The sequence below is a fragment of the Sphaerotilus mobilis genome, from assembly GCF_004216565.1.
GTDB lineage: Bacteria > Pseudomonadota > Gammaproteobacteria > Burkholderiales > Burkholderiaceae_C > Sphaerotilus > Sphaerotilus mobilis.
On sequence record NZ_SGWV01000011.1, the window covers coordinates 326752 to 340479 of the forward strand.

13 protein-coding genes are annotated in these 13728 nt (G+C 70.6%); 6 read left to right on the forward strand and 7 right to left on the reverse strand.

Features of this window, described 5'->3' with window-relative positions:
- Positions 1–30 precede the first annotated feature (30 nt).
- The 5 genes from EV685_RS16700 to EV685_RS16720 all read left to right on the forward strand — a co-directional run bounded on the left by EV685_RS16700 (position 31) and on the right by EV685_RS16720 (position 6768).
- Complete coding sequence (locus tag EV685_RS16700) at positions 31–1113, forward strand: Gfo/Idh/MocA family protein (RefSeq protein WP_130483171.1); 1083 nt, start codon at positions 31–33, stop codon at positions 1111–1113.
- 54 nt (positions 1114–1167) lie between these two features.
- A complete protein-coding gene (locus EV685_RS16705; protein ID WP_130483172.1) occupies positions 1168–1932 on the forward strand; it encodes a sugar phosphate isomerase/epimerase family protein in 765 nt (254 codons plus the stop codon).
- 63 nt (positions 1933–1995) lie between these two features.
- Positions 1996–3051, forward strand: coding sequence for a sugar phosphate isomerase/epimerase family protein (locus EV685_RS16710; protein WP_130483390.1), 1056 nt, complete (start codon positions 1996–1998; stop codon positions 3049–3051).
- 13 nt (positions 3052–3064) lie between these two features.
- The gene (locus EV685_RS16715; protein ID WP_242615632.1) at positions 3065–4252 is read left to right on the forward strand and encodes a Gfo/Idh/MocA family protein; all 1188 of its coding nucleotides are present in this window, start codon (positions 3065–3067) and stop codon (positions 4250–4252) included.
- Positions 4253–4296: 44 nt separating this feature from the next.
- A complete protein-coding gene (locus tag EV685_RS16720) occupies positions 4297–6768 on the forward strand; it encodes a beta-glucosidase (protein ID WP_130483173.1) in 2472 nt (823 codons plus the stop codon).
- Positions 6769–6817: 49 nt separating this feature from the next.
- Here EV685_RS16720 and EV685_RS16725 read toward each other — a convergent pair whose 3' ends face one another.
- The gene (locus tag EV685_RS16725) at positions 6818–8131 is read right to left on the reverse strand and encodes an NAD(P)/FAD-dependent oxidoreductase (RefSeq protein ID WP_130483174.1); all 1314 of its coding nucleotides are present in this window, start codon (positions 8129–8131) and stop codon (positions 6818–6820) included.
- An 80-nt stretch (positions 8132–8211) separates the two neighbouring features.
- On the reverse strand, positions 8212–9462 hold the full coding sequence (codA, locus tag EV685_RS16730; RefSeq protein WP_130483175.1) for a cytosine deaminase: 1251 nt from the start codon (positions 9460–9462) through the stop codon (positions 8212–8214).
- Positions 9463–9587: 125 nt separating this feature from the next.
- On the opposite strand from codA, the gene EV685_RS16735 reads away from it, so the two are divergent.
- Positions 9588–11357: a sensor histidine kinase gene (locus tag EV685_RS16735; protein ID WP_242615633.1), complete on the forward strand. Its 1770-nt coding sequence runs from the start codon at positions 9588–9590 to the stop codon at positions 11355–11357.
- A 19-nt stretch (positions 11358–11376) separates the two neighbouring features.
- On the opposite strand, the gene EV685_RS16740 is transcribed toward EV685_RS16735, so the two are convergent.
- The 5 genes from EV685_RS16740 to EV685_RS16760 all read right to left on the reverse strand — a co-directional run bounded on the left by EV685_RS16740 (position 11377) and on the right by EV685_RS16760 (position 13712).
- A complete protein-coding gene (locus tag EV685_RS16740; RefSeq protein ID WP_130483176.1) occupies positions 11377–11679 on the reverse strand; it encodes a high-potential iron-sulfur protein in 303 nt (100 codons plus the stop codon).
- Positions 11680–11797: 118 nt separating this feature from the next.
- A complete protein-coding gene (locus EV685_RS16745) occupies positions 11798–12178 on the reverse strand; it encodes an MAPEG family protein (RefSeq protein ID WP_130483177.1) in 381 nt (126 codons plus the stop codon).
- Between the two features lie 74 nt (positions 12179–12252).
- On the reverse strand, positions 12253–12645 hold the full coding sequence (locus EV685_RS16750; RefSeq protein WP_130483178.1) for a RidA family protein: 393 nt from the start codon (positions 12643–12645) through the stop codon (positions 12253–12255).
- A gap of 10 nt (positions 12646–12655) precedes the next feature.
- The gene (locus EV685_RS16755) at positions 12656–13153 is read right to left on the reverse strand and encodes a cupin domain-containing protein (RefSeq protein WP_338054458.1); all 498 of its coding nucleotides are present in this window, start codon (positions 13151–13153) and stop codon (positions 12656–12658) included.
- A 43-nt stretch (positions 13154–13196) separates the two neighbouring features.
- Complete coding sequence (locus tag EV685_RS16760) at positions 13197–13712, reverse strand: GNAT family N-acetyltransferase (protein WP_165396835.1); 516 nt, start codon at positions 13710–13712, stop codon at positions 13197–13199.
- Positions 13713–13728: the final 16 nt, after the last annotated feature.

The following is a 13728-nucleotide window of genomic DNA, read 5'->3' on the forward strand; positions in this document are numbered from 1 at the left end:
CCCCACCACCGTCCCCTTCGGACCGCCCTCATGACCACCACCCTCGGCATCATTGGCACCGGGAACATCTTCCCGGCCTATCTGCGCAACATCCTGCGCGCCCAGCGCAGCGGCAAGCTGCGACTCGTCGGCGTGGCCGATGGCGACATGGCGGCAGCCGAGCGCCGCGCGGCCGAGTTCGGCATCGTCGCGATGACGGTCGACGAGCTGCTCGCCAGCGAGGCCCAGGTCATCCTCAACCTGACCCCGCCGCTGGCCCACCACGCCATCGGCATGAAGGTGCTCGGCGCCGGCAAGCACCTGTTCTCCGAGAAGCCCATGGCCGCGACTTTCGCGCAGGGCCTGGAACTGGTCGAGACCGCCCGCAAGGCCGGCCTGCGACTGGGCTGCGCGCCCGACACCTTCCTGGGTGCCGGCGCGCAGACCGTGCGGGCCCTGCTGGACGCCGGCACGATCGGTCCGGTGCGGCATGGCTACGGCTTCTTCATGAACCACGGCCCGGACCACTGGCACCCGAACCCGGCCTTCTTCTACCAGCCCGGCGCGGGCCCGCTGTTCGACGTCGGTGTCTACCACCTGACCCACCTGGTCAACCATTTCGGCCCGGTGCAGGCGGTGCGTGCCATCGCCCACAAGACCCATGCCGTGCGCACCATCCCGCTGGGTGAACGGGCAGGCCAGAAGCTGCCGGTGGACGTCGCCACCCACGTCATCGCCCACCTCGACTTCGCCAGCGGTCCGCAGATCGTGCTGACCAGCAGCTTCGACGTCTGGAAGCACGACCACGAGCCCTTCGAGTTCTATGGCGACGACGGCACGCTGCTCGGCCCGGACCCGAACAAGTTCGGCGGCAAGGTGCGCTGGAACGTCCAGACCGGCGACTGGCAACGCGCCACCGACAAGCGCCCCTACCACGCCAATGCGCGTGGCCTGGGTCTGGTCGACATGATCCGCGCCATCTCCGAGCAGCGCCCGCACCGCTGCAGCGCCGAGCTGGCCCTGCATGTGCTGGAGGTCATGGAGAGCACCTTGAAGGCGGCCGACCAGGGCGGCGCCGTCACGCTGTCCACCACCTGCGATCGTCCGGCCCCGCTGGACACCAAGCTGTTCTGAGCCGGGCGTTCACGCCCCGCTTCATTCCCACCCGCATAGCCCAGGAGACGTTCCATGAAGGCTTCCGTCCAGATCTATTCCATCCGTGAATCCGGTGACCTCGACCAACAGTTGGCGCTGCTGCGCAAGACCGGTTTCGACTGGGTCGAGAGCGTCGCCACGCACGGCCTGTCGGCCGTCGACTTCGCCGCCAAGCTCGATCAGCACGGGCTGAAACTCTCGTCGATGCACGTTGGACTGGCCCTGCTGGAGAGCGCCGACGAACGCGCCCGCCTGATCGAGGCCTGCCGCCTGACCGGCTGCCGCCTGATCATCATGCCGTGGCTGCCGATGGGCGAACGCCCGGCCACGGGTGCCGGCTGGGTCGCGCTGGGCCAGCGCCTGGCCGGCCTGTCGGACCTGCTGCGCGCGGCGCTGCCCGACCTGCGCGTGGCCTATCACAACCATGAGTGGGAGCTGCTGAGCTACGACGGCCGCCCGGCGCTGGACTGGATCTTCTCGGCCGCCACGCCCGCACAACTGGGCTGGGAAGCCGACCTCGGCTGGGTGCGCCGCGCCGGTGCCGACCCGCTCGAATGGGCCACCCGGCACGGCGAGCGCCTGCTGGCGGTCCATGCCAAGGACATCGCCGCGCACGGCACGGCGGTCGCTGAAGACGGCTGGACGGTGCTGGGTCAGGGCATCGTCGGCTGGCCGGCGCTGTTCGCCGCGCTGAAGTCCAAGGTCGACCTGTTCGTGTTCGAGCACGACAAGCCGGTCGACTTCGAGGCCACCTTGCGTGGCAGCCGCGCCTGCCTGCGCGAGCACCTGGGTGTCTGACGCCGACCTGTTCCTTGACGACCTGCATCGAGGAGAGACCCGATGAACACGAACCATTCGGCCCTGAGCCCGATCCGCGGCCCCGGCATCTTCCTGGCCCAGTTTGCCGGCGATGCCGCGCCGTTCAACTCGCTGGACAGCATCGGCCGCTGGGTCGCCTCGCTCGGCTATGTCGGCGTGCAGATCCCCAGCTGGGACGCGCGGCTGTTCAACCTGGCGTTGGCCGCCGAGAGCCAGACCTATTGCGACGAGGTGCGTGGCACGCTGGCCCAACACGGCCTGCAGGTCACCGAGCTGTCGACCCACCTGCAGGGCCAGCTGGTGGCGGTGCACCCGGCCTATGACCTGCCGATGGACGGCTTTGCGCCCGAAGCGCTGCGTGGCAAGCCGGCCGAGCGCACGGCCTGGGCGGTCGAGCAGCTCAAGCTGGCGGCGAAGGCCTCGCAGCGCCTGGGCCTGAGCGCGCACGCGACCTTCTCCGGCGCACTGGCCTGGCCCTACCTCTACCCGTGGCCGCAGCGGCCGGCGGGCCTGATCGAGACCGCCTTTGACGAGCTGGCGCGGCGCTGGCGGCCCATCCTCGATGCCTTCGACGCGGCCGGCGTCGACGTCTGCTACGAGGTCCACCCCGGCGAGGACCTGTGCGACGGCGCGAGCTATGAGATGTTCCTCGAACGTGTGGGCAACCATCCGCGCGCCAACCTGCTCTACGACCCCAGCCACTTCGTGCTGCAGCAGCTCGACTACCTCGCCTACATCGATTGCTACCACGAGCGCATCAAGGCCGTGCACGTCAAGGATGCCGAGTTCAACCCGACCGGCCGGCAAGGCGTCTACGGCGGCTTCCAGGGCTGGAAGGACCGCGCCGGGCGCTTCCGCTCCCTCGGCGATGGCCAGGTCGACTTCACCGCCATCTTCAGCAAGCTCACGCAACACGGCTACAAGGGCTGGGCGGTGTTGGAGTGGGAGTGCTGCATCAAGCACCCGGAGCAAGGCGCGGCCGAAGGCGCGCCCTTCATCCGCGACCACCTGATCCGCGTGGCCGAGAAGTCCTTCGACGACTTCGCGGCGGCAGGCACCGACGAGGCCGCCAACCGCCGCATGCTCGGCATCGGCTGAGGAGGATCACGCGATGAGCCAGTCAAGCGATCCGCGCGGCGAGCTTCGCCCGATCCGTCTGGGCATGGTCGGTGGGGGCCAGGGGGCCTTCATCGGCGCGGTGCACCGCATCGCGGCCCGGCTCGATGGGCAGTACGAGCTTGTCGCTGGCGCCTTGTCCTCGGACGCCGCACGGGCCTTGGCCAGCGGTGCCGAACTCGGCATCGGCGCGGCGCGCTGCTACAGCGACTACCGGGACATGGCGCGTGCCGAGGCGGCGCGGCCCGATGGCATCGAGGCCGTCGCCATCGTCACGCCCAACCACCTGCACCACCCGGTTGCCTGCGCCTTCATCGATGCGGGCATCCACGTCATCTGCGACAAGCCGCTGACCACCACGCTGGCCGATGCGCTGGACCTGCGCCAGCGCGCCGCCGCACGCGGCGTGCGCTTTGCGCTGACGCACAACTACAGCGCCTACCCGCTGATCCGCGCGGCCCGCGCGATGGTCGCGGCCGGCCAGCTCGGCAGCGTGCGCATCGTGCAGGTCGAATACGCGCAGGACTGGCTGGCGGCCGACCTCGAAGCCACCGGCCATGTCAACGGACACAAACAGGCCGCCTGGCGCACCGACCCGGCGCTGGCCGGCCCGGCCGGCTGTCTCGGCGACATCGGCACGCATGCGGCCCAGTTGGCCGAATACGTCAGCGGCCTGAGTCCGGCCGAGATCAGCGCCGACTGCACGACCTTCGTGCCCGGCCGCCGGGTCGATGACCATGTCCAGGTCCAGCTGCGCTATGCCCAGGGCGCGCGCGGCCTGCTGTGGGCCAGCCAGGTCGCCTGTGGCGAAGAGAACCACCTGCGCTTGCGGGTCTACGGCACCCAGGCCGCGATCCACTGGGACCAGGACCTGCCCAACGAACTGACCTGGCACCCGGCCGGCGAGCCGGCGCGTCGCCTGACACGCGGCATGGCCAGCCTGCCCGATGTCGCCGCCGCCGCGACCCGCACGCCACCGGGCCATCCGGAGGGCTACCTCGAAGCCTTCGGCAACCTCTACCGCGACTTCGCCGAAGACCTGCGCGACGCCCGCGCCGGTCGCCTCACGCCCGCCCGGGTGCCGGGCCTGGACGACGGCGTGCGCAGCCTTGCCTTCGTCGAAGCCGTGCTGGCCAGCAGCCGCGCCAACGCCGCCTGGACGACGCTGTCCGTGCCGGCCTGAACACCTGTCAGAACACCCTTCACTCCACCGATACCGAATCCACCATGACCGAACCGATCGACCTCGACGCCCTGCTCGACGCCATGACGCTGGACGAGCAGGCCAGCCTGCTGTCCGGCGCCGACTTCTGGTCCACCGTCGCCATTCCGCGCCTGGGCGTGCCCGCCGTCAAGGTCACCGACGGCCCCAACGGCGCGCGGGGCGGCATCTTCAAGGACGGCCCCAGCACCGCCTGCTTCCCGGTCGGCATCGCGCTGGCCGCGACCTGGCATCCTGAGCTGATCGCCGACGCCGGCGCCGCGCTCGGCACCGAGGCTCGCCTGAAGGGCGCGCGGGTGCTGCTGGCACCGACCGTCAACCTGCAGCGCACGGTCTACAACGGCCGCAACTTCGAATGCCATTCGGAGGATCCGTGGCTGTCCTCCGAGATGGCCGTGGCCTACATCAACGGCCTGCAGTCGACCGGCGTGGCCGCGACCATCAAGCACTACGTCGGCAACGAGAGCGAGTTTCAGCGCATGTCGGTCAGCTCGGACATCCCCGAGCGGCCGCTGCGCGAGCTCTACCTCCTGCCTTTCGAGCGTGCCGTCAAGGAAGCCAAGGTCCAGTGCGTCATGACCGGCTACAACCGCGTCGACGGCACCTTCATGGCCGACCACCACCGCCTGGTCACCCAGGTGCTGCGTGACGAGTGGGGCTTTGACGGCCTGGTGATGACCGACTGGATGGCCCACCACGACACCGTCCAGAGCGTGCTGGCCGGCTGCGACCTGGAGATGCCCGGCCCGGCCCGCGAGCGTGGCGACAAGCTGGTCGCCGCCGTGCGCGAGGGCCGCCTGTCGGCCGACGCGATCCGCGCCTGCGCCCGCCGCGTGCTGCAGCTGGCCGAGCGTGTCGGCAGCTTCGCCGACCCGGTGATCCCGGCCGAACGCGACGACGACCTGCCGGCCCACCGCGCGCTGATCCGCCGCCTCGGCGCCGAGGGCGCCGTGCTGCTGAAGAACGATGCCAACGCCCTTCCGCTGGCGCCGCAGGCCGGCCAGACCGTCGCGCTGATCGGCCATGCCGCCGTGACGCCGCAGATCATGGGTGGCGGCAGCGCCAACGTGAACGCGCACTACCGCGTCTCGCCCCTGGCCGGCTTGCAGGCCGCCTGCCCGGGCGTGAAGCTCGTGCACCGGCCGGGCGCCGACAACCACCGCTACACGCCGCTGATGCCGGTGCCGATGACGGTGTCGTTCTGGGCCAATGACCACTTCGACGGCGAGATCGTCGCCACCCAGACCTCGCCCAACACCGAGATCATGTGGTTCGGCAGCCTGCCGGCCGGGCTCGACCCCTACAACTTCTCGGCCCGCACGACGCTGCGCTTCGTCGCCGAGGCCGACGGCCAGCACGCCTTCTCGCTGATCTCGACCGGCCTGGCGCGCGCCACGCTCAACGGCGAGGCGGTGCTCGATGCCTGGACGAACTGGCAACGCGGCGACACCTACTTCACCTTCGGCTGCGACGAGGTCGTGCACCACCGCGCACTGAAGGCCGGCGATGTGGTCGACCTGCAGGTCGAGTTCAGCACCGCCGTCGCGGGAGGCGGCTTCGGCGTGCACGCGCTGCGGGTCGGTGCCAGCCGCCTCATGGGCGAGGCCGACATCGCCGCCGCCGTCGACGCGGCCCGCGCGGCCGACGTCGCCATCGTCTTCGCCGGCCTGAACGCCGAATGGGACAACGAAGGCCTGGACCGCCCCGGCATCGCCTTGCCGCATGCCCAGAACGAGCTGATCGCCCGCGTCGTTGCCGCCAACCCGCGCACCGTCGTCGTGCTGCAAAGCGGCTCGCCGCTGCTGCTGCCGTGGCTGGACGCGGTGCCCGCCGTGCTGCAGGCCTGGTATCCCGGACAGGAATGTGGCAACGCCATCGCCGACGTGCTGACCGGCGCGGTCGCGCCCGGCGGCCGCCTGCCGCAGACCTGGCCGCTGCGCCTGGACGACACCGTCGCCTTTGGCGACCCGGCGCAATACCCCGGTGTCGACGGCCATGTGCGCTACGGCGAGGACGTCTTCATCGGCTACCGCCACCATGAGGCACGCGGCCATGCCGTGTTGTTCCCCTTCGGCCATGGCCTGGGCTACACGAGCTTCGAGCAGACCGGCCTGACGCTCGATCGCACCGTGTTGCAGCCCGGCGAGGTGCTGAGCGCCAGCGTCACCGTGCGCAACACCGGCACGCGTGCGGGCAGCGAGGTGGTGCAGCTCTACGTGCACGACGCCGCCAGCACGCTGGCCCGTCCGCCGCAGGAGCTGAAGGCCTTTGCCAAGCTCAGCCTGCAGCCCGGCGAATCGCGCACCGTCCGCCTCACGCTGGACATGCGCGCCTTTGCCGCCTACGACGTCGACCGCGCCGCCTGGTGGGCCGAAGCGGGTGACTTCGAGATCCGGGTGGGCAGCAGCTCCGCCCGCATCCACCAGCGGGCCACGGTTCGTCTGTTGGCCGACTGGCGCGAGCCGGTCGGGCGCTGACGCGAGCGGGCCCGGCGCCGGCGGCGCTGGAGGCTCGGACGACGGCGACTCAGTCCGTCGCCAGGCTCTTCAGATCCAGCGCCGCATCGCCCACCTGGGCCGGGGAGGGCGAGCGGCCGGCGTCGAGCCACTGGCGCGCCAGCAGGTGGGTGCGCGGGTCGTTGACGGTGTCGACACCGATCAGACGGCCGGCGCGGAAATGCCAGAGCGAGAAGGGCGCGCCGCTGGCCATGTCGCCGCGCAGGACGGCGTCATCGGCCGCCTGGGACAGCCCGGCCATCTGCAGCTTGCGGTCGTACTGGTCCGACCAGAACCAGGGCGTCGCGGTGAAAGGCCGGTCCTGACCCAGCAGCGCCGCCGCCGCGCTGCGGGCCTGTTCGGTGGCGTTCTGGACCGACTCCAGCCGCAACAGCGAACCGTCGTCCAGCCGCCGGGCGGTGCAGTCGCCGGCCGCGACGATGCGCGGGTCGTCGGTGCGGCCGCAGGCGTCGACCACGATGCCGCGGTCGCAGGCCAGGCCCGCCGCGCGGGCCAGCGCGTCGTTGGCGGCCACCCCCACACCCAGCAGCACGCAGGCGCAGGGCAGCGAGCGGCCATCGGCCAGAGACACGGCGCTGACCTGTCCGGCCGCGTCCGCCTCGATCGCCACGATGCGGGCATCCAGCACCAGCTCGACGCCGTGCTGGCGGTGCAGCGTGGCAAACCAGGCCGACAGCTGCGGCGTCAGCACCCGGCCGAGCAGGCGCGGCGCGGCCTCCATCACCGTCACCGCCACACCGTGCTGGCGGGCGGTGGCGGCCACTTCCAGGCCGATGAAGCCGCCGCCGATGACCACCAGCGGCAAGCCCCGTTTGCGGCAGTCGGCCAGGCCGGCGGCCAGCGCCGCCGCATCCGCATGGCTGCGCAATGGCAGCACGCCGGCCGCGTCGATGCCGGGGATGGGCAGGCTGCGCGGGCTGGCGCCGGTGGCCAGCACCAGGCCAGCCCAGGGCAGGGTCTCGCCGTTGGCGAGCGTGAGCGTGGCGCGTTCGCGGTCGATGGCCTCGACCCGGGCGCCGGTGCGCAACGTGATCTGCTTCTTGGCCAGCATCTCGGGCGTGCGCAAGGCCAGCGCGATGGGTTCGGCCGTGCCGGCCAGCTCGCCCGCCAGCCAGGCCTTGGACAGCGGCGGCCGGTGGTAGGGGCCTACGGACTCGTCGCCCAGCAAGGTGATGTCGCCGCTGTGGCCGCCGCTGCGCAGCGCCTCGGCGGTGAAGGTGGCGGCCTGACCCGCGCCGACGATCAGGATCGGACCATCGGCCGGGACGGTCCTGTCTACCGGGGCGGTGTGGGCTGCGGGGGAGGGGTTGGGCGTCGTGTTCATCCCCCGATGATTCCCGATGTGCGCTGAACCGGTGCCGACCGGGCCGTTCATCGATCCGACAGGATGTGGGTGGCGGCGCTTCAGGACGTCGCCAGCGTGACCTCGGCGGGCGTGCGGCGCATCACCACGCGGCCTTCCCGCATCGACAGCAGCGCATGGCCCTGGGTGCGCAGCAGCTCGACGTCGCTGTCGGCCGACAGGATCAGCAGATTGGCCGGGCGGCCCACCGCGAGGCCGTGGCGCTCGCCCAGGCCCAGCAGCCGGGCCGGATGGTCGATGACGAAGTCCAGGCAGCGCTGCAGGTCGTCGTAGCCCAGCATGTGGCAGATGTGCAGGCCGGCTTCGAGGATGCGCAGGATGTTGCCGTTGCCCAGCGGATACCAGGGGTCCTGAATCGAGTCCTGCGCGAAGGCGACCGTCATGCCGGCGCGGTCCAGTTCGGGCACGCGGGTCAGGCCGCGGCGCTTGGGGTAGCTGTCGAAGCGGCCCTGCAGGTGGATGCTCTCGGTCGGGCAGCAGATGAAGCCGATGCCCGACAGCTTCAGCAGCCGGAACAGCTTGGCGCAGTAGGCGTTGTCGTAGGAGCCCATCGCGGTGGTGTGGCTGGCGGTCACGCGCGCGCCCAGGCCGCGCTGGCGGGCGGATTCGGCCAGCACTTCGAGGAAGCGCGACTGCGGGTCGTCGGTCTCGTCGCAATGCACGTCGATCAGGCAGCCGCTGCGCTCGGCCAGGTCCATCAGGAAGTGGATCGAGGAGACGCCCTGGTCGCGCGTGTTCTCGAAGTGCGGAATGCCGCCGACCACGTCCGCGCCGACCGCGAGCGCCTCGGTCATCAGCTGGCGGCCGTTCGGGAAGGACTCGATGCCCTCCTGCGGAAAGGCCACGATCTGCAGGTCGATCAGGTGGCGGATCTCGTCGCGCACCTCGACCAGCGCGTGCAGGGCGGCCAGGCTCGGGTCCGTCACGTCGACATGGGTGCGCACATGCTGGATGCCGTGGCGGGCCAGCATCTGCAGGGCGACATGGGCGCGCGACTTGGTGTCCTCGTGCGTGACCATCGCCTTGCGCTCGGACCAGCGCTCGATGCCCTCGAACAGGGTGCCGCTCATGTTCCAGGCCGGCTGGCCGGCGGTCATCACCGCGTCCAGGTGGATGTGCGGCTCGATGAAGGGTGCGACGACCAGGTGGCCGGCCGCGTCGATGTCGGCCAGGCCGGCGCTGATGGGGGCCGGATCGGGCTGCGCCTCGATCGCGGCGATGCGGCCGGCCGAAAAGCGCAGGGTGTGCAGGCCAGCGCGGTCGCGCAGGCGGGCGTTCAGGATGCGGGGCATGCTGGGTGTCCGTTCTGGAAGCTGGGGTGGCGTCGGTGCTTGCATCAAGCATGCCGCAAGGCCGTGACAGGCCGCCGGCGCTACCATCTCCTCGCCTGGGTTTTCGCCTTGGCGGAAACCTGACCGTGAACCTGACCCTCGTCCCGCCAGCCACTGCCGTCGACCGCACGCCCCCGGGCCAGGCGCAACGCACCCTCAGCCGCACCGCAGGCATGGCCGGTCTGGTGCTGCTGCTGCTGATTTGGATCGCCACCGGCCTGTTCTTGCAGTACGAGCGGCGCGAAGCCATCGACAGCCGCTCGCGCGAGAACATGAACCTCGCCCGTGCGCTGGAGGAAACCAGCGTTCGGGTGCTGGCCACCGTCGATCAGGCAACCCGGCGGGTCAGTCAGGCGGTGCTTGCTGGCGACGAACCCTTGCGCCAGCTCGGTCAGTTCGCCAAGGAAACCGGCCTGACGCCGGGCATCCTGGTGCAGCTCTCGCTGGTCGGCCCGGACGGCCGCTTCATGGGCAGCAACCTGGATCCAGACGGCAGCCGCACCGGTCATGTCGACCTGAGCGAGCGCGAGCACATCCGCGTGCACCTCGCACCTGGGCTGGTCGACAGCGCCGCGCAGGGCTTGTTCGCGCAGGGCCTGTTCATCGGCAAGCCGGTGCTGGGCAAGGTCTCCGGGCGCTGGACGATCCAGCTGTCGCGCCGCATCGATGGGCCCGACGGCCGTGCGCTCGGCGTGGTCGTGGCCTCGGTCGATCCGAGCTACTTCGAGTCGGTCTACCGCAGCGTCAACCTGGGCGGTGCCGGCGTGGTGACGCTGCTGGGCGAGGACCTGACGGTGCGCGCCCGCGTGGTCGATGGTCAGAGCGTGGGCATGGGCCAGCGCATCAGCACGCGGGGTCCGCTGGCGCAGTCGGTCGTGCCCGAGAGCGGCAGCTACATCGCCCCCAGCGGCGTCGACGGCGTCGACCGGCTGTTCGCCTTCCAGCGCGTCAGCGGCTTTCCGCTGTTCGTGCTGGTGGGTTCGGCCACGTCGGTCGCTCTGGCCGACTGGGTGGTCATGCGCAACGTGCTGATGGCCTTGGTGGCGCTGTTGAGCGTGGCGGTCGCCGTGGGGCTGCGCGTGTTCACGCAGGGCTTGCGGCGGCTGGAGGCCAGCAACCGTGAACTGGCCGAAAGCGAGGCCCGGGCGCAGTCGGCCAACCAGGCGAAGTCGGAGTTCCTCGCCGCCATCTCGCATGAATTGCGCACGCCGCTGACCAGCATCCGCGGCTTTGCCGAGCTGATGGAGCTGCGACTGCCCGAGCCGCGTTTCCGTGAGCAGGCCGGGCTGATCCGCAAGTCGGCCGAGCACCTCAATGCGCTGCTCAACGAGATCCTGGACCTGGCCCGGGTGGAAGCCGGTGCGATGCCCTTGCGCAGCGCGCCGGTCGATCTGACCGCGCTGATCCGCGGGGTCACCGAGCTGTTTGCGGTGACCGCCAACGAGAAGGGGCTGGCGCTGAACGTGCGGCTGGCCGACGGCCTGCCAGCGACGCTGGACTGCGACGAGCTGAGGCTCAAGCAGATCCTCAACAACCTGATGTCCAACGCGCTGAAGTTCACCGTGGCGGGCAGCGTCTCGGTCGAGGTCGAGACGGTGCCGGGCGTGGACCAGATCCGGGTGCATGTTGCCGACACCGGACCGGGCATCGCCCCCGAGCTGCATGAGCTGATCTTCGAGCGCTTCCGCCAGGCCGACGCCCGCGTCAGCCACCAGCACGGCGGCACCGGCCTGGGTCTGGCGCTGGCGCGTGCGCTGGCCGAGTTGATGGGCGGCACGCTGACGCTGGCCTCGGCGCCCGGCGAGGGCGCGCGTTTCACGCTGACCTTGCCGATGCAGCCACCGGCGCTCGGTTGAGGACTGGGTCAGGCTGAGGTCACGCCTTCTTGGCCCAGGCGCTGCACCAGCCCGCGCCAGCGACCTGCTTGCCGGCAAACAACGCGCAGTTGCCGGCCTTGTCGCCCGCCTTGCCCTGGAAGACGGCGCAGTTGCCGCAGGACTGACCGGCGGCGTACTTCGGGAACTTCGCCGCATCGGCTCGGGTGGCATCGGCCACATAACCCAGCGCGGCGGCCTGGGCGTCCTTCTCGTCGACCATGGTCTGGGCGCGCGCGCCCAGGGCGACGGTGGCGCAGGTGGCGGCGGTGGTGATCAGGAAGACGCGGCGTGGCAGGGTCATGGTGAAGGCTCCGGCAGATGGAAGGTTGGGTACCGTGAGGAATTCACGGCCTGAGCGCAGTCTCCGGTCCGCGCCCGTCGTGGCTGGCCTGCCGATGTTGCCGATGCAAGCGTTCGTGTCAGCGCCCCATCGCGATCCCGACCAGCGTCGCGCCCAGCAGCGCCAGGATCGGCAAGGCGCTCAGCGCGAAGCCCAGCGAGCGGCTGCCCGGCGCACGCAGGTAGGCCTGCCGATAGATGAGGCGCCCGACCAGGTAGACCGCACCCACGCCCGCGACGACGTCGGCGGGCCAGTAGCGCGCGGCCAGGTAGAGCGCCGGCAGCAAGGCCACCAGCAGCTCCAGCGTGTTCATCTGGACACGGTAGTTGCGTTCGAACATCGGGTCGCCGGTGACGGCCGGCGCGTGCACGCCGTAGCGGGCGCGGGCTTTGCCCACCAGCACGCCAAAGGCGATGAATTGCAGCACCGCGAGGGTGGCGACCAGGTCGATCCAGTTCATGGCTTCGTGTGACTCGGGTTGGGGTTGAGGTTGGTGGATGTGGGCGTGGCGGTGGCCGTGGGGATGGCCGTGATCTATCGCGGTGCCGAGCCCTTCAGCGCGGTCACCTCGATCTCGATCTTCATGCGCGGGTCGGCCAGCCCGGCGCTGACCATCATCGCCGCCGGCCTGACCTCGCCAAAGGCCGTGCGCAAGGCCGGCCAGCAGGCCGGGAAGTCGCCACCGTCGGGCAGCACATAGGTCACCCGCACAACCTCGCGCAGGCTGCTGCCGGCCTGGTCGAGCGCGTGGGCGATGTTGCGCAGGCACTGCGCGGCCTGCTCGGCCACGTCGTCGCTGATGGCCATGGTGGCGTAGTCGAAGCCGGTGGTGCCCGAGACGAACACCCAGTCGCCGACGACGACGGCGCGCGAGTAGCCGATGTCGGCCTCGAAGGGGGAGCCGGAGGAGATGAGCTGGCGGGGCATCGCGTCGTCCTCAGTAGGGTGAACCGTCCTTGTGGGCGAAGACCCAGCGGCCGTCGACCATCACGGCCTGCAGGTCGTCATCCGGGTAGCTGCCCTCGTCGCCGGGCGTGCGGTCACCGACCTCCAGGTAGAGCACGTCCGCATCCGACTCGTTGACCAGGCAATGCCCGTCGCCACTGCCAGCCCGGAAGCCAGCACACATGCCCGGCGACAGCAGCGTGCGCCCGGCATCGGTCAGCAGCGTCGGCCGGCCTTCGAGGATGTAGACGAACTCGTCCTGCCGGCTGTGCGCATGCCGCAGCGACGACACCGCACCCGGCGCCAGCCGCGTCAGGTTGACCCCGAAGTTGCTCAGCCCGAACAACTCGCCCAACACCCGCTTCTGCCGCCCCGACATGCGCGCGGCATAAGGCTGCGGGTAGTTCGACGGCTTGCTGCGCAGCGGGGCGTCGGTGGCGAGCAAGGCGATGGGGGGTGGTGGGGCAGGCATCTTGTCGGTCATGGTCATCGCGGGTGGTTGGAGGGGGGCAGAAGAAGTGGGCGCGTCATGGTCACTCCCGCCCGATCACCCGCTCCAGATACACCACGTCCAGCCAGCGGTCGAACTTGCGGGCGACCTCGTGGAAGTGGGCGCAGCGGGTGTAGCCGACGCGTTCGTGCAGGCGGATGCTGGCGAGTTGTTCGGTGCAGGCGCCGGCGATCAGGCTGTGGTGGCCGATCTGTTTGGCGCTGGCGATCAGTTGGGTCATCAAGGCGGTGCCGTAGCCGCGGCCGAGGTGCTCGGGGTGCAGGTAGATCGAGCTTTCGGCCGTGTGGCCGTAGGCGCTGCGGGGCTGGTGCAGGGACAGGGCGGCCCAGCCGATGCATTGGCCGTCGAGTTCGGCGACCCAGATCGGCAGGTCGGCACTGCGTTCGCCGATGAAGGCGACGCGGCTGGCGACACTGACCGGCTCCGTCATGAAGGTCGAGGTGGTGTGCGCGATGTGATGGTTCAGGATCGCCGCCAGCGCAGGGGCGTCGCGTTCGGCGCCGGGGCGGATCAGGAAGCTGGGCAGGGCAGGGCGCATGGCATGGTGGGAACGA

Bases quoted from the DNA above. Each gene is read 5' to 3' on its own strand.
- codA (WP_130483175.1), bottom strand. From the start codon at position 9,462: ATGCCCCGCATCCTGAACGCCCGCCTGCGCGACCGCGCTGGCCTGCAC.
- EV685_RS16745 (WP_130483177.1), bottom strand. From the start codon at position 12,178: ATGAACTGGATCGACCTGGTCGCCACCCTCGCGGTGCTGCAATTCATC.
- EV685_RS16715 (WP_242615632.1), top strand. From the start codon at position 3,065: ATGAGCCAGTCAAGCGATCCGCGCGGCGAGCTTCGCCCGATCCGTCTG.
- EV685_RS16750 (WP_130483178.1), bottom strand. From the start codon at position 12,645: ATGCCCCGCCAGCTCATCTCCTCCGGCTCCCCCTTCGAGGCCGACATC.
- EV685_RS16740 (WP_130483176.1), bottom strand. From the start codon at position 11,679: ATGACCCTGCCACGCCGCGTCTTCCTGATCACCACCGCCGCCACCTGC.
- EV685_RS16700 (WP_130483171.1), top strand. From the start codon at position 31: ATGACCACCACCCTCGGCATCATTGGCACCGGGAACATCTTCCCGGCC.
- EV685_RS16725 (WP_130483174.1), bottom strand. From the start codon at position 8,131: ATGAACACGACGCCCAACCCCTCCCCCGCAGCCCACACCGCCCCGGTA.
- EV685_RS16720 (WP_130483173.1), top strand. From the start codon at position 4,297: ATGACCGAACCGATCGACCTCGACGCCCTGCTCGACGCCATGACGCTG.
- EV685_RS16705 (WP_130483172.1), top strand. From the start codon at position 1,168: ATGAAGGCTTCCGTCCAGATCTATTCCATCCGTGAATCCGGTGACCTC.
- EV685_RS16755 (WP_338054458.1), bottom strand. From the start codon at position 13,153: ATGACCATGACCGACAAGATGCCTGCCCCACCACCCCCCATCGCCTTG.
- EV685_RS16760 (WP_165396835.1), bottom strand. From the start codon at position 13,712: ATGCGCCCTGCCCTGCCCAGCTTCCTGATCCGCCCCGGCGCCGAACGC.